Origin of the sequence: Flavobacterium chungbukense, assembly GCF_020805785.1 — a bacterium.
GTDB lineage: Bacteria > Bacteroidota > Bacteroidia > Flavobacteriales > Flavobacteriaceae > Flavobacterium > Flavobacterium chungbukense.
This window is the reverse complement of sequence record NZ_JAJGZV010000003.1, coordinates 522,194-543,751: the sequence shown is the minus strand read 5'-3', so window position 1 is coordinate 543,751 and position 21,558 is coordinate 522,194. Positions and strand designations below refer to the sequence as shown.

The following is a 21,558-nucleotide window of genomic DNA, read 5'->3' as shown; positions in this document are numbered from 1 at the left end:
CGTTATAAATTTACAAAAAAATTGATTTATTTAAGATTAAAAGCAATTTTTGGATAGAGATTCTATATTCTCTTACATAAAAAAACCTTTTCTGTCAACAGAAAAACAGAAAAGGTAAAAAATGAAATAGATTATTTTTTGTTTTTGGAGGTTCAATTACTATTCTGTCTGAATATAACAGATAGATAAATTATGCTGAACGGGAAACATAAGAGTTTCATATTCGTTTTTGTTTTCAATGTTTTTAGAAACCAAATAGTTTCCTTCGATAATTCCGAAATAATGTAATAAAGGCGAATAAAAAGTGATGCCGATTTTATGTTTTGACGAATCTGTTATGTCTGTGTTTATGATATCTAACTGATAGTTGACAAATGGGAAATAGTTGTTTCCCAACACGTCTGCAACGCGATGAAAGTTGCCTTTTAACTGCTCTACATAACCGCTTGCGGCAATTCCGGTTAAGAAATGCAGTTGATTGGCTTTTTCGTTTTCGCTCAGTAATTCTCTAAAAGTATTCTTCGAATTTGCAGCTGAATTGAACTGCTGACTCTGCATTTGATATTCTTTAAAAGTATCTTCAAAGACATATTTATCCCATAGAAATGAAGACGATTTATCGATTACAATGCGATATGCTAGCTTTATTTTAGTAATCTTCATGAATTAAGTGCTTTTAATGGAACTTCAATCATCATTAGAATTGCATTTTCTGAAAGAGCTTCCCATTCGATTTTTTCTGTTTCTTTTAAAGCTAATCCATCTTTGGCTTCTAAGAGTCTGTTTTCTATTTCAAAAGCTCCATTGAGCACAAATACGAAAAGTCCGTTTTTGGAATTTCTCAACGTAAATGTTCCTTCTTTTCTTCCATCATAAAATCCGATAAATCCTAAAGCTCTTTCGACTTCAAATAAAGAATGAAGTTTATTATGTGAGCTAAAATCGAATTTATATTGTTGAAAATAGTTTTTGAAATATTGTCTTCCCATATCAAATTCAATTTCCAAATAACTCACGTTTTCATTTTCGTACGGATTAAAAATTTCAACTGTGAGGTCATCATCCGCTGCGAGAACACGAATTTGATCTATACACAGAAACTCATCATTACCAATGCTATCTTTGTATTCTATTGCGCCAAACAAAGGCAGAATAATCACATTTGTATTCGATTTTATCCATCTAGTAATACGCTGCTGCGGAGCAAGTATGACTTCGTTCAAAATCTTTAATGATCCAAATGCATTTCTTGATAAATCTTGATATTGTTCAAAATTAAAAGTGGCAAAACAATTGTGCTTTTCTGAATTGAAAATGCCTCTTGAATCTGACTTATAAATTTGTGCTGGAATCTGCGCTATCATGGTAAAATAATTTTTAAGAGAACTAACTTGATACGTTGATGGTATGCGTTAAAACATAACCTTCACTCAAACTTCCGGTAACGGCTCCTAATTCGTTAGCCACTGAATCTGAAAACACATTATCTGAAGCATTATAAGTATAACCAGACAATCCTTTTGTGTAACCATTTGCAGTTGATGCGTTTACTGTTGCAACGGCACTATTTGTTCCTTCTGGGAACGCAATTTGTGTTACCAATAATGAAGTTCCGCTCGCGTTATAAATATGAACGTGAATATGAGTTGCGCGACCAGAATACCATCCTGGAAAAATAGACGTGAAAGTAACTAATCCGTTTTCGTCTGTAGTTTGTCTTCCTCTCAAAAAGTGATAAGACGTGTAATTTACAGATTGCATCGAGGTTCCACCGTATTCTGAATAATAACCATCTTTGTCGCAATGCCAGATATCTACAATAGCATCTTTTAGCGCAGCACAACTTGCTTTGGTGTTTTTAATTGTGATTTTAATAGTAAAAGCCACGCCTGTTCTATCCATCACTATATTTGATTTTACTAAAGATGATGGTGTAATAGTTGGAAACGGTCCTGCTGTTTCTGATGGTGTAACGGAACAGCTTCCTGAAGATGACCCTGAACCAGAACTTGAACCTGTGTCAGAACCAGAATTGGTTCCTACTGAAGAATCTGATGTATCATCATCTTTGCTGCATGAGTTTATGATTGGAATTGCCAAAGTACCAATGCCTACTAAACCCAAACCTCTTAAAAATTCTTTTCTTTCCATTTTTTTGCTTTTTTAAATGTTATTCAATTAAATGATTAACAGCTATTTTGAAGTAAAATTATTGGAAATTGAGGCGATGTAAAAAGTTTGAGGTAAACGATATTATTTATGCGGTAAACTGGTAAAATTTATTTTTTTGTAATAAAATTCAGTTAAAAAATATTTTCGTTTTTTCTTTGTATTGTTGGTAATATGCTTCGGAGAAGCGAAATATTTACAGCAATTAAATTGTTTTAATGTAAAAGAGCTCCAGAGGAGCGAAATCTACAATAATTGTAAAAAAAGATGTCGCTCCGCTGGAGCTTTAATATTGATAATCAAACGATTTCTATAAATATTTAGCTTCTCAGAAGCTTAACAAAAAGAAATAAAACAAAAAAGATTGTTTAATATTGAAAAGCTAGATTAAATATATAATCGATATTATATCACTTTCCATCCAAAAGAGCAAAGAAAGCTTCTTCGTAACTGGCACTTATTGGAATTTCTGTCTGATCTATAAAAATGATTTTGTTTCTAATTTTCGAAACTTTTGAAACCGGAATTATAAATGAACGATGCACACGCACAAATTCTGTTTCTGGCAGCTTTTGAAGAATTGCCTTCAATGTCATGCGGGCCACAACCGTTTTTTGGTTTTGGATGTGAATTTTTAGATAATCGTCTAATCCTTCTATAAACAGTATATCTGAAAATAGAATTTTAATAAGACTGTAATCGGCACGGATAAAAAGATACTGCTGTTCTATGTTTTGATTTTGTAGTTTCCATTGCGAATAGGCTTTTTCAGTCGCTTGTTGGAATCTTGAAAGTGAAATGGGTTTGAGCAAATAATCTGTTGCGCTTAATGTAAAACCTTCAACAGCAAATTCGGAATAAGCGGTTGTAAAAATCACCATTGTTTTGTGAGGCAGTTTTTTATAAAAATCCAATCCTGAAATTGATGGCATATTGATATCCAAAAACAATAAGTCTACTGGGTATTTTTTTAAATATTTGAATGCTTCATCAGACTTTGTAAACGTTTTCTCCAGTTGTATGTATTCAATCGTATCACATAAACTTTGAAGAATTTCTAATGCCAATGGCTCGTCATCTAATGCTATCGCTTTTATCATCGTATTTTAATACTCAAATTTACAATATATTTTTCTGCAGAATCTTCAATCATTAAAGCATGTTTATTAGGATAAACCAGCTTCAGTCTTTCAATTGTATTTTGAAGTCCAATTCCGGAATCTGACTGAACAGAAAATGTCTTTTTATTAGAAACGTATAAAGTTAGTATTTCTTCTTCAATATCAATTTTAATATAAATTTCTGAAGTCTGATCAGGATTGACTCCGTATTTAAATGCATTTTCGATAAAAGAAATCAGGATAAGAGGTGTTATGGCTTTACCAGAAGTATGTCCAATTACAGAATAAATAATGTTTACCGTATTTCCTAAACGTGTTTTCTGCAATGAAATATAATTATTAATGTAATTCATTTCTTTGCTTAATTCGATAACCTCATCATTGGAATTCGTCATAATGTAACGCATTAACTCAGACAACTGAACCACTGCATCTGGAGTTTTATCGTCTTTTTTTAACGCCAATGCGTAAATACTGTTTAGCGTATTAAACAAAAAATGCGGATTGATTTGTGCTTTAAGAAAAGCCAGTTCTGATTTTACTTTTTCTTTTTCTACACTTTGCAATCTTCCTGTAATAGCAAAGAGTAAACTAGATATTACGCCTATTAAATATACTAAAGTTGTATGTCCGTATTGTGTTGGTGGTCCGCCGTTAAATTCAAAAGCCATTGGATGATCTCCGTGCGGAGGCGGAGGAAATCTTGCATCAAATGGTTTTGGATGAACTGGAAACTTTCCAGAATGGTATTCAAAATCTAAAAAATTGCGGCTTGGGTGATCTAAAACAGTTGAAATCCAGAGAAAGAATAATAGAAAAACAATGATAATTAAGTAATATAAAAACTTTTTATCTGAGAAGTACAGTTTTGGAATTAAATAATAATAATTGAAATAAAAGAAAGAAAGCAGTGTGAAATAAATGAACAAGTAAATTCGATCATGTGCGTTTGTATACAAATCCGGTAATGAAAAAACGTTATTTGTTGACGTAAATGCATACGGCAAAAATAAAAAAGCGAGGCACAAAACTATGTGTTTCGCATAAAGTGAAAATTTTGCTTTCATGAATCAAATTTGATTTATACTCTTTTGAAAAACAAAAGGATATCTTTTCAAATTTAATATTATTAGAAGTTTATTTCAAATTATTGCGGTAAAAACACCTAATGTTGCGGCTCGCTTTAAAAATAGTGCTCTTTCGAGCGTTATATTAATCGTGAACTGGACTCTGCGTACAAGGACAGTTACTGATAGATTGTAAGAAATCGAATCCAATGGTGATGGAATGTGTTCCTGAATTGTAACTTCCAAGTCCGTTAAACATCATCTGGTAAGAATAAGCAAAATAGAATTTTGATTTCATGAAACCAGCCATCGGTCCTGCTGCTAATGGTTTTGGAAATTGATCGTTTAAGAAACGATATGAAACTCCAATCCAATAATAATCTTCGTAACGGTTGTAACGTCTGTATTTAAAGTTGAAATCGGTTGTAGAACGTGAGTCACTCGCAAAATACTGCAAGAAAACCGATGGTTCGTATTCTATACGTCTGTTTTCGCCGTCTTTGAAAGTAAATCCAGAATAAACCTGAAAGTTTGAAAGTAAATCTGGTTCGTTGGTTCTTTCCTTAGTCAAGTTTTTCTTTAAAACGTTGTTCGCATTAAAACTCAAATAAAAACCTTTATAACGGTACAATGCACTAATATCAAAGTTGTTGTTTGATGTTTGTCTGTTGTCTGTTACCGTTGGATCTATCGGTCCGCCGGGAGCATTTACATCTCCAATAAAATTACCCGTTTCTAAACGAAAGCTATTGAAGTTATACGAAATACCAAATGATAAATATTGCTCTGAATAATAATCTAAAATAAGGTGATGCGCAAACGAAACCTTTGCTCCAGTTTGTCTTGTATTTCCGTTGCTATCATTGTACAATGACAAACCAACACCTGAACGGTCTAAAACACGAAAATCGGCATACAATGATTGGTTATCTGGTGCATCTTTAATTCCGACCCACTGCGTAAGACCGTTGGCTCTAATACGAAGATTATCTCCAATACCGGCATAAGCAGGCGAAAGAATAAAAGGGTTATCAGCTAAATACTGAGTAAACACTGGTAGGTTTAACTCTTGGCTGTAACTTGTTGTTACAGCCATGAGTACTAGGGATAGAATAAACTTTTTCATTGTATTAATTTTTTTAGATAACATCATTGGGGCTATAATTTTGTTATCTGTATAAAGTAAAGTGTCCAACAAACTCTCTTGGATCTTTCGGGTCATTTAACTTAAGAACGTACCAGTAATCACCTGTTGGCAATTCATTACCATTGTATTTACCATCCCATTTCTGACCAACGCGGTATTTCGCTACTACTCTACCGTATCTGTCGAAAATATCGAATGTTAATTGTTTGTATGCTAATGCACCACAGTCAGGACCAATTGATGTATTTGAACCCGTTCCGTTTGGTGTGAAATAGTTCGGCATACAGAAGTCATAGAAAATACCATGAACAATTATTGTTGCCTCACAACCATTTTTATCTCTTACTGTTACTGGATAATCACCAGTTTTATAGATTCTATAAGTATTAGATGATGAGAATGGCTCTCCGTTGAAACTGTACTGATAAGGAGCAATTCCTCCAAAAGCTTTCACTTCTAGAACATTGATGTCTTTACTTGCACTTGTTACATCTACTAAACCAACTTCTGCAACAGCATCAATAGTAAACGGTACTGTTTGTTTTCTACAATCGTTAGTATGTCTTGCAACGATGAAGTGAGGTCCAGGAGACACATTTGTAAAGATGTTGCTAGGCTGGAATGTTCCGTTATCATCTAAAGAGTAATCAACATCTGCAGGGTTTGTATTAGAAGCATCAATCGTTACGACAACCATATTGGCTTGAGCGTTATTAACACAGTCATACGTTACCTCAGCAGTTGGATTAAGAATTACGGCTTTATCCATAATTACTCCAACACTAATAAGACATGTCGCATCTTTAATAAATACATTATGCTCACCTCCTTTTAGGTTAGTGAAAGTATACTGATTCGCAGCATCAACTGGTAAATATGTACCATTTTCGTTATCAAGGCTAACAGTGTATGGCGGTCTACCTCCTGATACTTGAATAGTGAATGATCCATCATTATCTCCATCACAAATTTCTTGCGTGATAGGACCAACCACTTTACCTTCTAAAACAGCCGGTTCATTAACTGTAAGAGTTAAATGCTCAAAACAAGAATTTTCATCTTGAACCAATACTTCGTATACACCTGGTGTTAAACGATCGAAAACAAATTTATCATCAAACAAAGCTAAGTTTGGTGAAATTGCATATTTAATAACACCTGTACCTCCAGTTGCAGTGATTTCTATTTTACCATCATTAGCACCAAAACAAGTTGCATCTGTTACTGTAGGTATTACAGATAATGACGTACTTGGTTCATCAATTGTGATGGTAGCAGAATCATATTGACAATCACCGCTATCAACACGAACTACATAAACTCCTTTAGGAAGCAGATCAAAATATCCTTCTGGTTGTGCTGGTCTAAAAATAATTCCAGCATCGTTCAATAATGTATATGAATAGTTTCCTAAACCTCCTGTTGCTGTCGCATCAATTATTGCTGTTGCACTTCCTTTACAATATACCTCAGCATTAGATAAATCAATTTTTAAATCTAATGGTGTAATTGGGTAAACTGTTATGTTATTAGAAACAATACCAACACATCCTTTAGAATCTCTAACATAATATTGGTGATCTCCTAAACCTACAGGGAATGTCACAGATGTTCCGAATGAACCAGCAATAGTTGTGAAATTTTGATCTACGCTATATTCATATGGTCCGCCGTCTCCGCCCTCTGCACTTAGTGTTAATGTTGCATCTGTTTTACAAGTTACTCTTGTTGCAAGAACTAATGCTGCTGTCACTTTTGATGGCTCAGATATTTCTATTTCCGCGCTAGGCTGAGAAACACAATTAATTCCATCAATTACTGTCACAGAGTATCTACCTGCTGGCAGACCAGAGAAAACAGGACTAGTTTGCGCATCAGTAGAAACAATTGGGTCACTAGTTAAGTAGTTCAAAATATATGAATAATTACTTTCCTGACCTCCGGTTGGAAGATCTACAGTAATTTCTCCCGTGGCCTCTCCATTACATTGTAAAACACCTACTGTTGCATTAGCCGTAAATACAATTGGATCTGGAACTTTAAGTGTTACAGTAGTTGTTTCTACGCAACCATTCACATCCATTACATTTATAGTATAAACACCCGCAGTTAGGTTTTCAAAGTATGATTGAGTCGAATATGGCATACTTATCGGTCCTACCAATTCATATTGATAGTCGCCGTTTGTCCATCCGCCATGAGCGCTTGCCGTAATTGTTCCATCGTTAGCAGGATCACAAGAAATTGGCGTATGTGCCTCAGCAATCTGTAATGCTGATAATGGCTGTTCTATTGTGAAACCTGTTTCAACTTGACAAGTTGGCGTTCCTACTAAAGTAGCAGTAACTTGATAAACTCCCTCAGGTAAATTTGGAATATTAATTGTCGTACCAGATGATCTTCCACTTAGGTTAACTGGTCCTGTAATTGTATAATCAAAAATTCCCGCGTCATCTGTTGGATCAACCTTATTATCAACAAAAGTCAAATCAACACTTCCTGTCGCTGTTCCATAACAAGAAACATTTTTAGTATTTTGTGCTACAATATCAAATGTGTTTGGTTCGTCTACGTAATGAATTGTTTTTAATATACATCCAGTAACAGTGTTTGTTACAGTAATTGTATAAGTTCCAACCGTTAAATCTGTAAACTGACCGTTAGCATTTGTTACTGAAGGATAAGCCACAGCATTACTAGTTGCAGCTACTATTGTATACTGAAGAGGTACAGCTGGACCACCAGTAAATGTAACATTAACCTGAATATCTTCTCTATTGATACAAGTAATTGGTCTTGTAATTGTTATAGCAGGATTAGCAAAATCAATAGCAATAAACGGATTGATTGTTGCTGTTGTAGTTCCTACGCATCCTTTGTCGTCATATACATTAATTACGTAGCTTCCTCCTAATAAATCTGATTCAGTGAAAACAGGGCTATCTCCTCTTTGAACTGCTACAGGGTTTCCATTTCTCAAGAATTCATACACGGTATAATTTCCAGAACCACCTGTTGGCATGTTTACTGTAATTGTCGCATTATTCTCTTTGTTACCAGCTGTACATCCGTAATCTGCTACAACTACATCTGATACTATTATAATTGGCGGCTCGGTTACTATTGTAGTTTGATCAACCGGACATCCTTTTCCAGAAGTTACTGTAACTGTATAAGTACCTTGAGGAAGGTTTGTAAATACGTTACCAACTAATACCATTCCCATTGGAGATGGATTAATCGAATAAGTATAAACTGGATTGTTATTTACTGTCGCTGTTGAAGGTGCCAATCTTACTGTAATTGATCCTGTACTTCCTCCATTACAAACTACTGGAGTTGGTTCTAGAGTTAAATCAATCGCAGTATTCGGTATATCAATAGTGACATCAACAGTTTTTGTACATCCTGTTCCTGTATCTCTAACTGTAAAGATATAGTTACCAGGAGTTAAATTGTTAAACACTGCAGATGGACCAAAATTAGTACCATCTTGGCTAAACTCATAACTAGGTGTTACTGTACCTCCCGAAGGCAATAATGTAACTACTCCTTGGTTTCCATTACAAATTGGAGATGTAGTTAATTCATATTGCAATTGTAACGGTGTTAAGATAGTAACCGGAGCTTCTACCACACATAGATTAGCATCTCTAACATATACTGTGTAATCGCCTGGTGAAGTAACTACTAAAACATTGTTATTAAGCTGCCAAGTATTTTTGTCTAAACTATATTCTAAGTCTGAAGTAAATCCAGAAGCTGTTACAGTAATTTCATAACCTGTTGCTGTAGCACAATGTGTTGGTGTCACCGCAGTTATAGCAGGTAAGGAATCTACAATGATATTGATTGGAGAAGAAGCCTCACAACCATGTGAATCTTTAGCCCATAATACCCATGTAAATGCTGGATCTAGAACTGCTGTATCAAATACATCGTAAACTACTGGATCACCCGCTTTAACGAAAGCATACATGTAATCAGGAGTTCCATCATGAGCAGTTGCTTTGATTTTGAATCCTTCTGTACAGTTTGCATTTTTAAGTGGTATGTAATCTACTGTTAATGTTTCAGGTTCAGGAACATTTACTGTAACTGTAGCCGTACAATTTGTTACGTTATCTGTTACATTAATAGTATAATCACCTGTCGCTAAATTAGTCAACACAAAAGTATCTGTTCCTACTGGCGTTACAACTCCTGGTGCGTTAACTCCAGTAATTGTATGGCTAAATCCTGTATTGAATCCAGAAACTTTAAATGTTACTTTTCCGTTTTCTTCGCCTTTACAAGCTACTCCATTATCTAGATTTCCATCAACAGCAATATTTACAAGTTCTTTTACTGTGTAAACATCTTGGAATGTACAACCGTTGGCATCTTTCACTTGGAAAGTATAATTACCTGGAATTAATCCTGGGAAACTTGCTGGAACTGCAGAACTTGGAGTTGTTATCGGTCCAAATAATGCTGGAGAAGTTGCTGTATTCGTTGCAATAATGCTAAATTCTAGCGCACCAACACCATTTCTTGCTGTAACCTCAACTGTACTAACATTTTCACCTGGATTACAAGTTATTAATGTAGCATTAAAATCTAATTTATTTGGCTTGTTTAATGGATTAACATCAATTGATTGAGGCGCCGTTGTACAACCATTTGCATCTTTAACAGAATACCAGATTGTTTGTACAGATCCATTATCATCAATTGAAATTGTATTTCCTGCATCATAAGACACACCATTATCAAAACTAAATAAGTAACCTAAAGCATTTCCTGTAATTGGTGTACCTCCGCCTCCTAAAACTGTAATTACTGTAGTATTGCTACATGTAGTATTTACAGGGAAATCAGCACTAGCTGTTAATATTGATGGCTCATTAATTTCAATTGGAGGTGTAACTCCAGATGTACAGCCGTAGCTATCTGTAACCACAATTGTGTAAGAACCCGCAGCTAAGCCAGTATATAATCCTGAAGCATCTCCAGTATTATTTGCAGGTGTAGCTCCGCTTAAAGCGAAAGTATAAGGACCAACACCTCCTGAAGGCGTTACTTTGATTGTTCCTGTGCTACCTCCATTACATTTTACGTCAGCTTTAAATGTTGTAAATGCAGGATTTACAGGAGGGTTTATAGTAATTACGTCGCTTTCAACCTGGCAATTATTACTATCAGTAACTCTGAATACATAAGTTCCAATCACGCTAGTTGTATAAGGAGAAGTAATATTGTTAAATACTCCGTTGTTGATATTCACTGCAAAAGTGTAACCTGGATTTCCATCTGCAGCAGTCAATGTAAATTGAGCAGCTGTAGTTGTAGTTGAAGTTGTAGGAAGAGGAACACAAGTAATATCTTTATCTTGAACTACACTGAAAGTTAACGGTTTATAAACTGTTGTTGAAGTTGTACTTGTCGAAGTACAACCATTTGCATCTTTAACAGTAACCGTATAAGCTTGTGAAGCTACTATAGGAGCTGGTACTGTAAATTCGTACGTTGTTCCTGTGCTTTCAAAATAATCTGTACCATCAATACTGAAACTCAATGGTCCAACACCAGTACCTGTAGCTGTGAAAGTATAATTTCCAACAGCTGTACATTGGTTACTTGCCAAAGTTGGAGCTGTAACTGTAGGTAAATCTTGTTTAGTAATTGTTACTGTTGTCATTGCAGTACAATTATTTGAATCGATGATGTGAACATCTACTGACCAAGTCATTCCTAAACCATTTGGAGTTGCTACACCATTTGTCAATGTAGTAGTATCAATAGAAGTTTTTGTAGAATAAGCTCCAACTCCTTGACCACTTTGTACAATAGAATATCTATATGTTGGCGTTCCTCCTACTGGACTCATTGTAAGTTGAGAAATAGGTTCATTACAATGTACATCACTTGCTGTAGCAGTTATTGATAAAGCCGTTGCTGGCTGAGAAATATCTACTGATTTAGTTACCGTACAAAGTGTTGTATTATCTGTAAATGTTACTTCATAGTGTCCACTTACCATATCAGTTAAAGTAACAACATCTCCTGTTTTACTATGATTGAAAGCTAATGATGCTGGAGTTGTTACTATATTATAAGTAAATGCTCCTCCAGAAGCCGTGAAATCACTTGCTGTAAATGTTGCGCTACCTGTTGCATTTCCGATACAATCTACATTTGCAGTAACTTGTTCTTGCATTTGTAAAGTTGGCAATGCTGGTACAGTAAATAAATCTTCATCTGTACAGTTATTAGCATCTGTAACTCTAAATACATAATCTCCAGCAGGTAATCCTGTATAAATACCTGTTGCATCTCCTGTATGGTTAGTCGTTACGGGACCTGAAACAATCATAAATGTTTTGGTACCAATACCATTTGAAGTAGTAATTGTTACATCACTTACTAATCCTGGACAAGTCATTTGAGAATTAGTAATAACAGTGATAACTGGTGGATCTAATGCATCGATAACTGCTGGTATTGCTACAGTACAACCATTAGCATCTTTAACTACAACATTGTAGGTATCCGCAGTTGTTGTTTCTAAAAAGTTATCAGCTCTGAATGTACTTCCATTATCGAAACTATACTCAAATCCTCCTGCACCACCAGTAGCATTTACGGTAATTCTAGCCGTTGTTGGAAGATTTCCGCCACCGCAAAGCATTTGTATTCTATCAATACTTGTAACTACTAAAGGTGTTGGATCTGTAACTATAACATCGATTGTTTCAACACAGTCGTTGCTGTCTTTAACATAATACGTTACTGTTCCTTCTGCAGCTGTCTGCGTGAAAATATTATTCGTTTGTGTAGGCAATGTAGGAACAGCACCTTTTCCGTAAGTATAAGCGCCTTTTCCGCCTGTTGCGGTAATCTCCACGTTTGCAGCCTCGCCAACACATAAAGGTGTACCAACAATTCTACTTGGAATAATTGGAGTTAAAGCATCAATTGTAGCTGTTGTTGTTGCAGTACAAGTTCCGTCGCTAACTTGGAAAGTATAAGTACCGGCAGCTAAATCTGTAAATTTACCATCGCTTGCACCAGTAGTATTTACTGTTGGTCCTGCTGTGATTGTGTATGTGTAACTACCAGGAGTTGTAATTCCACCATCAGCTTGCACTGTTACACCTCCGTTTGGAGCTGGTGACTTACAATCCAATTCTTTTTTATCTGTTACAGAAAGGCTTAATACCTCTCTTACCACATAAGGCGCAGTTGATGTACATCCATTAGCATCTCTTACACCAATTGTATATGTTTTAGCCGCTGATATAGTGGCCGTTGAAGTAGTTAAATCTACTCCGTCTAATGTATAAATTGGAGTACCAACAGTTACATCAAAATATTGGCTTAAGTCTACTGTAAATGCAATTCCTGTAAAACATGGTACTGCTGGACCAACTTTTAAAGTTGGGGCCAAATCTTTGTCAATAGTCACATCAACTTTAGCAGTACATCCATTAGCATCTTTTACCCAAATATCCCAATCTGCACCAGCTTCGTAATTAATAACTAACGGATTTGTTGAAGAATAACCAGTAGTTGGTTCTGGATCTCCATCAGCAACGAATGTATATTGATAAGTTCCTGTTCCTCCAGTTCCTTTCACGGTTACACGAGCATCTGCGTTACAATTATCTTTGGTTTGACTTACAACACTTACACTTACTGGCTGTACTGGTTGTTTTATTTCAAATGTCGTTGAAGTAGAACATTCCGTACCTCCAATTTCTTTAACCACTAAAGTATAAGAACCTACTGGTAAACTAGCAAAACCATAGCTTACTGGGTTAGGATAGTTAGTAGGTACATTAAATGCAATTGGTGGTACAAAAGATGTATTTGAAAATTGATCTACAACTTCAAAACGTAAATGTGTCGCCCCAGAACTATAATTAGAAGCAGTAGCATTTACAGTACCGTTTGAAAGTGCTGGCGTACTGTTACAAGTAACATTCGTTGTAGAAATAGCCGTAATATCAATACTTGACAATTTAGGAATTGCAACCTCTAAAACAGATACACACGCATTATTATCTTGAACTTGGAAAAAGTAGGTTTGACCAAAATTCAATCCTGTAAACTGATATGTTGTATTTGAAGTTGGAAGAGAAACAGAACTCGGATCCCCAACTATTGAATAGATATAATTTGGAGCACTTGGGAAAGTTGGATCCAAGAATAAATCTACAGTAGCACCAGCAGAGCAAGTACCTGTTATAACAACTGGTAAAAACTTAAGACGCGGTTCTGTCGATATTCTTAATTTTGGACTTACTGTTTGACATCCATTAATATCTACAATCGATACGGTATAATCTCCAAATACTAAATTATTTGGAAACAAATATGTTCTATTATTAGTCGCTGTACTTGTGTGAATTGCTGCACCTGTTTTATCGTATAAAGAATAAATAAATGGAGCTACACCATTTGCTACAGCAGTAACTTCTATAGATCCTGGCACATTCGCATCACATTTAATATCAAGCGGAAGATATGTCCCTACAATTGCACTTGGCTCATTGATTGTTATTGTATTAACATCTTGGCAACCTCTAGCGTCTTCAATAGTATAACTGTAAGTTCCAGCCGCTAAACCTCCAAAAGAAGTATTATAATCCAATGGACTTCCATCAAAACTAATTCTATAAGGCGCTTTACCACCACTTGGATTAAATGTTACTGAACCATCACTGCTATTATTACAGTTTGCATCAATAATAGACGCATTTGCAAGAACAGTACCTGTTGCTGTTAACAATACTCCATTTGTTCTCACAGGACATCCATTAGCATCTGTAACTACAAAATTATAATTTCCTGGAGTTGTAAAAGTTTCCGTAAAAGTATTCGTTGCTATACCTGTAACTAATGAACCAACTGTTGTCGTTCCATCATAGGCTTGGTAACTAAATGGCGCTGTTCCATTTATGATAGTTACTGTAATTACAGAACCCATAGGTGTAGAACAAGTAAGATCTTTATCTGGAAGCGCACTAGCAAATATTTGTTTCTCTACAACATAATCTTTAAAATTAGTACAGCCGTTAGCATCTCTTACACCTAATTTGTAAGTTCCAGCAGCTCTAATTGTAAAAGGGCTAGTTGCAACTGCACCATTTACTGTATACGTTAAAGTTCCTGTCCCTGTTCCAGAAAGAACTATATCAAATGGTGTTCCTGTAAAACATTGCTGTGCAGGAAGATTTACAACTGCATCTGGATCTTTAGCAATCGTAATTTGCAATGATTGCTCACAACCATTTGCATCTTTTACCCAAGCATACCAAGTTGTAATTGCTGGATCTAAATCTGCTGTATTTGCATTTAAAACATAATCACCTGTTGCAGGATTTCCTGTTGTGCTTCTGAAAGCATAGCTGTAAGGTAATTTTCCTCCTCCAGCTGTAACTGAAACTTTCGATAAAGGTTGATCACAATTCGCATTTTTATTTGATCCTAATGTCAATGTTACAACCGTTGGTTGAGTAATCGTAAAGTTTACATCTTTGAAACAATCTGTAACATCATCTGTTACTGTTAAAGTATAAGATCCCGCTACTAAACCTGTTACATTTACAGTGCTTCCAGTTATATTTACTGTTCCTGTTCCTGCCGTTAATACCGCAGTATAAGTAGTTGAATATGCAGAAACTGTGATAGATGCAGAACCTGTAGCCCCAGCATTACAAGCAACATTATTTTGAGATGCCAATGTAGCTGCAATACTTACTAATGGTTTAACTTCATAATGTTCTACATCGCTACAACCATTTGTATCTGTCACTTTGAAAACATAATTTCCAGCAGGTAATCCTTTGAATTTTCCGTCTGTAGCTCCAGTTGTATTCGTTGTTGTTGGACCAGAAACAATTACATAAGCTAAAGATCCAACTCCGTTACTTACTGTTATGTCTACATTACTAGTAGATTCTCCTGTTTTACATGTAATAAGAGAACCATTTACATTTGTAATTGTTGGACCGTTTAAAGCATCAAAAGTTTGTGTCCCTAAAGACTGAGTACACTTATTGCTATCTCTCATTACTACAGTTACCGATAATGCCGTAGTACTGTAAGTATTTGTAGCAGCAAAAGCTCCTCCGTTAAAACTATATTCATAACCACCAGATCCTCCATCTGGATTCGTCACAGTAATCGTTGCTTGTTTTGTTGTATTATCTGTATTACATGCTAAAGGTGTAGATTGTACTGTAGCACTTAACGCAACTGGATCACTCAATGTAATTGAAGTTGAGAAAGTACAACCTTTTGCATCTGTTAAAAGAACAGTATAAACTCCAGCTTGCAAATTATTAGCAGTTGCTGTTGTCGAAACTGTTGTCGCTCCGTTTCTAATTAAATAAGTAAACGGTTGTAATCCTGTTGGATTCGTAATATTAATTTCACCATCAGCAGCGCCAATACAAGTTGGCTGTTTTTCATTATGTGAAAATGACGGTGTAGTTTTTGGCGTAATTGTAATTATGTTTGATAACCCTTGACAACCTGCATTATCCGTAACTCTAAATTGGTACGTACCAGAATTTGCCGTAGTAAATGGTGATGTTACCGGATTCCAAGCTCCAGCACCATTAAATTGTACTTCGTAAGTAGAATAAGTGTTTGAACCGCCATTAGCAGTAAAAGTAATTTCTGCATCATTATCACAAGTTAAATCTTTTACTCTCGTTGCTAAAATCGTCAATTCTGGATTAACGATATACGTTGCTGTTGCAGTACATCCATTAGCATCTCTTACAACAATAGTATAAGTACCGCTTGCTGTAATGTTATAAGCCGCTGGATTAGTAACTGCTACTGTATTTACAGTATAAGTATGTGTACCTGTTCCAAGATTAAAGAATGTTCTAAGATCTTTTGTTGTTGTCGAAGGTGCTTTGAAACAGAATGTTGCTGGAGCCGGAGATTTTACAGATGGAGAAGCCTCTCTCAGAATATCTAAATTAAATGGCCCTGCTGTACAATCATTTTGATCCATTACATACACATCCCACAATAAATTAGATTGTGTTGCACCTGTATTAATTGTTGTATTTGTATCTGAGAAAGCAGAAGCCGCTGGCATTCCTGCACCTCTCAATACGTAAGCATATTTATAGTTTGGTACACCGCCAGTAGCAGTAACCACAATGTTTGAAATAGAATTTCCACAATTTACATTAGAAGCCGTTGCAGCTGTAATTGTAATTGCTATTGCTTGATTTATCGTAACTGATGTTTCATTAGAAAGACAGTTTGTAGATCTATCTCTAACCTGTAATTTATATGTTCCTACGCCTAAGCCAGTAACTCTAACTTCATCATTTACTACAGTAACTGTACCAGAAGCTGGAGTTAGTACATACGTAAAATTACCAACTGAACTTGCTCCTGTAACAGTAAAAGTTGCTGTACCGTTTGTTTGTCCAACACACTTAATATCTGTCTTTTTACCTGATACTGCAATAGTCGGTGCACCGTCAATAGTAATACCTCCTGTTGTTTTACAACCATTTGCATCTGTAAGTTCGAAAGTGTAAGCTCCTGCAGTTAATCCAGAGAAAACTCCAGTAGTATTAGAAGCTCCCGATCCAGTTCCAGAAGTCATTAAATAAGTAAATGGCGCAACTCCTCCAACTGTTGGAGTTAAAGTTACGCTAGTTGTTGTTTTACCAGTTTCGCATGTAATTGCTGCTGGAGTACTGAATGTGATTCCTGCTGGTGGATTATATGCTGGTACTGTTATTGTTTTTGTAACGGTACAATCATTTGCATCTTTTACTGAATATGTAATAACTTGAGTTGAAGAGGTAAGATTTACCGTTAACGTATTTACTCCTGTATAAGTTGTACTTCCGTTAAAACTATATCCTAAAGTACCTGTTCCGCCACCGCCTGTAACGGTAACAACAACAGATGAACTACAATTAGTGTTTGCTGGGAAATTAGCTGTAGCTGTAACTGCTGGCGGATTTGTCAACGTTACATTGATACTTTGTACACACTTATTCTTGTCTTTTACATAAAAAGTATAAGCTCCTGCAGCCAATCCATTGATAACTGAATTACCATTAAATGTAATATTATCTCTACTATAAGTAAATTCTCCCGCACCTCCAGATGGCAATAATTCTACACTTCCTGTAGCTGCTCCCACACATTTTGGGTTTTTATTATCTGAATTTAAAACAATCGCAGTTAAAGGAGCGACTGTAGCTTTAACACTAGTCACAGAACAATTTCCTGAATCTGTAACTCTAAAAGTATAATCTCCTGCTACTGCAGTTGCATAAGTAAATGTATTTCCTGTTGCAGTAGGTTGTACTAAAGTACCAGTAGTATTTCCTGAAGCCAATGTAACAACAAAAGGTCCTTTTCCACCAGAAACAGTACCTGTAATTACTGCTCTGTTGTTTGGAGCAACATTACAGCTTAGACCTGTTGTAACAGGAACCTCAACAGTTAATTTCTCATTTATAACTTGAGTCTTAGGATCTGACTCACAACCATAACTATCTTTAACCTTAAAAATGTAAGAACCAGATGAATTAGCTACATAAGTAAAAGTTGGACCGTCAAAAGGTGCACTAGGAGCACTTTCAGTACCACCATTAAATTGTGTTGTATAAGTATATTTCCCAACTCCACCAGTAATTCTCACTATTATTTCAGCCGAACTATTAAAGCATAAGTTTGAAGTATCAAATGCAATCTGAGGAGGAACTGCAGCAACAACATCTACAGATGCCAGAACAGCTGTCTGACATGAATTTAAATCTCTCGCTATAACTTTGTAGTTGCCAACTTTTTTGATATCTAAAAATTCTCCTGACGACTGAAAAGGTTTTACAACTGTTACACCATCACTCTCTCTTAATTCGTATTCATAACCTGGGGTTCCATCACTTGCCTCTGCTTTTATAGTAGCTCCTATTTCGCATGTAGCAACTTGATCTACCCAAGCTCTAACCTTTAACTCTTTAGGCATTTTGATTTCCTGAGCTAATGGAAAAGTACAGCTATTAGCAGAATTATCGTAGCGAATCTGAATATTATAAGTACCCGCTTGTAGATTATTTAAAGTTATACTTCCACTAGAAGCTGCAGGAACTGGAATGTAAGTTCTCCAACCTGCTGGATCTCCGGCCACAAAATATTGAAATCCTTTTGCCGGATCAAAATTTTTGGCAGATAATGTAATTTCTCCATTTTGTTGTCCACTACATTGTATATTTTTAAATCCAGTTATACCAGCAGAGAAAGCTTTACTTCCATCAACATAAATAGGAAAATCAGCAACTGTATTACATGATTTTGGAATTTGACGTACCCAAATATCATCGATAAGTACATCATTACCATTGAACTGGTTACTATAAGAACGAATAACAAAACTCAGGTTTTTGTATGCTCCTGGATTTAACATCAACTCTTTATATTCCCACTTTTCTGATTTAGGAACAACCCAAGGATTTGCAGTATCAGTTGTTGCAACGATTGTTTCAGTACCGCCAACTCCATTTAAGTTATTAACTAACTGAATCGTTAATTTTGGATCATCATGTGTAGTTGATGTCTTAACAATTAAATTTTCAGCCCATAATGAAATTATTACATCTTGGTTTTCAATAACATCTTTAATCGGTTTGCTATATAAAATACCACCGATACCTGCAGTTCCACCTACGTTTACCACAAGAAACCTTCCAAGTGCATCTGTTGGAGTAGTATGGTCTTTTGCAACTATCCAAGAATTATTAAATCTTGTTCTAATCTTACTTGCAACTGCATATTCTCCATCATTAATCCATTCATCTCTATTACATGCATATCCTGGCAAAAGATGCGTAAATGCTTCATCTTCGTAGCAATATGCAGGATTAATTCCTGGAGTTGTAGTAAAACCACCTTTTCCAAAATCTTCCTGCAATAAGTTACTGTAAGTAGAAACTTTTAATACGTTATATTTTACTGTTACGGTATGATCACCTTGCGTTACGTTCCTGAAAACGTTTGTTGGAATAGATGTATTTAAAACACCATCCATATAATAATCATAAGCGTATTTTGGATCTCCAGAACCGCTATTTGTAACTGTTACTGTAGTTGTAGCCGATCCGTCGCAATTAAAAACAGGATCTAAGACTTTTATCGTTGGAGGATCTGGTTTTTTATCAATAGTAATTCCACCCATGGCATATTCACATCCGGCAGCATCTTTTATATAAACCGTGTAAGGTCCACCATAATTCATGTATTGAGAATTATTATTTGTCCATGATGCTTTACCATCGAAACTATATTGATAAGGAGATGCTCCTGGAAAAGGAGTTCCCCCTTGAGGATTTATAATTCTTACCAATCCATAAAGTTCTTTTCCAACAGGACCACAACCAGATAATTCACCAACACCAGCTGAAGCTGTCAAAGCCACAGATGGACCGACAGTTATTATGCTTGCAGGTTCAGTACAGAAAGAACCATTACCACCAACATTTTTTCTATATCGTACAACTACTCGGTAACTACCTTCATTTGGAATATCGAATACTGTTGTACTAGGTGAAAAATTAGCTCCATTATCAATACTATACTCTATAAGATTGTATGTGTTACTGTTAGTTACGTTAAGTGAAATTTTACCTACATTTCCTAAACAATCCCCATCTATCTTATTAATCTGATAAATTGGCTTGGTAACCGCAGGGACATTAACTGTAACATTATTAGCAGCGCTACAACCGTTAGCATCTTCTACACGAATCACATAACTTCCTGGTTGTGTTACTACAATAATATTTGTTGGGTTTTCTGCAAAACCAGCACCGTTAGTATTTACAAAATATTTATAAGGAGCTGTTCCTCCACTTCTAGTAATTGTGATTTGACCTGAACTACATGCTTGTAATGCTGTAGTTATACTTGCTCCTGACGTTATTGGATTAGGCGCCGTAGCAATAGTAATGGTATTTTTTTCAGGTGCACAAGAAGAACCTCTTACAGAAGTTAATATTGTATAAGTTCCAGAAGATAACCCATTAAAAGTTACAGTTGGATTTTCTGTCGGACCCACCTGATTCAAATATGCCCCGTTTGTATTTGTTCCACTATATATTGTATAAGTATACTCCTGATTAATATCATTTGTAATTACTTGTACACTACCTGTAGCTCCACTACATTTTGGAGAAGCAATAGAAGTGGTTACCGCAAAACTTACATTTTTTATTTCAAGGTTAATAACTTTAAACTCACATGAACCTACAACTCCTTTTATTCTTATATAAGCAGTATAATTGCCAGGAGTACTTGTTGTAAAAACATTACTGTCTTGCCATGAACCTGAAGAACCTGTTGTTGTAAAACTATATTCGTATCCAGGTGCAAAACCACCAACGGTAATTTTACCATTAAGTTGACAAGTTCCTGCGCTATTTCTTATAATATCGCTTTTTGTGGTGGCTGTGGGTATTAAAGTATTTTGATAAACATTAAAATAGAAAATATACGGAGTTCCAGTTGCGTCAATTATTCTAACACGGAATTGTCCTGCTGAATTTGCAAGATAATCTTTTCCAGTACCTACTTGATTCCAGCATGTAGATGCCGCAGTTTCATTTGCACAATCGCTATTTGAAACCGTTACACAACTTCCTCCAGAAACAAATCTTTCCCAAATGATAGATTGCGCATCTGTTATTTTTGTATCAATCAGTCGTGAATCATTTCCACCACACAAAAATAATTTTGGAAGTAATTTACCATCGTTCGGACATTGCGACACTTGTCCAGCGTAAGGCAATTGTGCATATGGAATCACTGGGTTCGTTAAAGGTGCAACTGTTTTTTTTGCTACATCATCACGAGTAGTTAAATTAAATTGATTCTCAAACTGACTATTTGTTTTTAAGAATAAATTCTCATTTGAACTCAGATTAGGCTTAGAATTAAATGCAATTCCATTTTGTGCATAAGTGACAAAATTGAATAGCAAAGCTAAAGCAAAAATCAGCGTTCTTAAAGTAGTAGGTTTTTTCAT

Annotated in this window: 7 protein-coding genes; all 7 read right to left on the bottom strand. The window is 35.5% G+C overall.

What is annotated here, in order from left to right:
- Nucleotides 1-159: 159 nt before the first annotated feature.
- The 7 genes from LL966_RS12630 to LL966_RS12600 all read right to left on the bottom strand — a co-directional run bounded on the left by LL966_RS12630 (nt 160) and on the right by LL966_RS12600 (nt 21,558).
- A complete protein-coding gene (locus LL966_RS12630; RefSeq protein ID WP_229353680.1) occupies nt 160-663 on the bottom strand; it encodes a hypothetical protein in 504 nt (167 codons plus the stop codon).
- A complete protein-coding gene (locus LL966_RS12625; RefSeq protein ID WP_229353679.1) occupies nt 660-1,364 on the bottom strand; it encodes a pirin family protein in 705 nt (234 codons plus the stop codon). Before LL966_RS12625 ends, LL966_RS12630 begins: the two co-directional genes overlap by 4 nt.
- 22 nt (nt 1,365-1,386) lie before the next feature.
- The gene (locus LL966_RS12620) at nt 1,387-2,151 is read right to left on the bottom strand and encodes a dioxygenase family protein (RefSeq protein WP_229353677.1); all 765 of its coding nucleotides are present in this window, start codon (nt 2,149-2,151) and stop codon (nt 1,387-1,389) included.
- A gap of 428 nt (nt 2,152-2,579) precedes the next feature.
- Nucleotides 2,580-3,269 carry a LytR/AlgR family response regulator transcription factor gene (locus LL966_RS12615; RefSeq protein ID WP_229353676.1) on the bottom strand — a complete coding sequence of 230 codons (690 nt, stop codon included), beginning with the start codon at nt 3,267-3,269 and terminating at the stop codon, nt 2,580-2,582.
- Entirely contained in the window at nt 3,266-4,357 is a 1,092-nt protein-coding gene (locus LL966_RS12610; protein ID WP_229353675.1) for a sensor histidine kinase, read from the bottom strand. Before LL966_RS12610 ends, LL966_RS12615 begins: the two co-directional genes overlap by 4 nt.
- Nucleotides 4,358-4,502: 145 nt before the next feature.
- Entirely contained in the window at nt 4,503-5,483 is a 981-nt protein-coding gene (locus LL966_RS12605) for a PorP/SprF family type IX secretion system membrane protein (RefSeq protein ID WP_229353673.1), read from the bottom strand.
- Nucleotides 5,484-5,526: 43 nt separating this feature from the next.
- Nucleotides 5,527-21,558 (bottom strand): T9SS type B sorting domain-containing protein, encoded by a 16,032-nt coding sequence (locus tag LL966_RS12600; RefSeq protein WP_229353672.1) that lies wholly within the window; start codon nt 21,556-21,558, stop codon nt 5,527-5,529.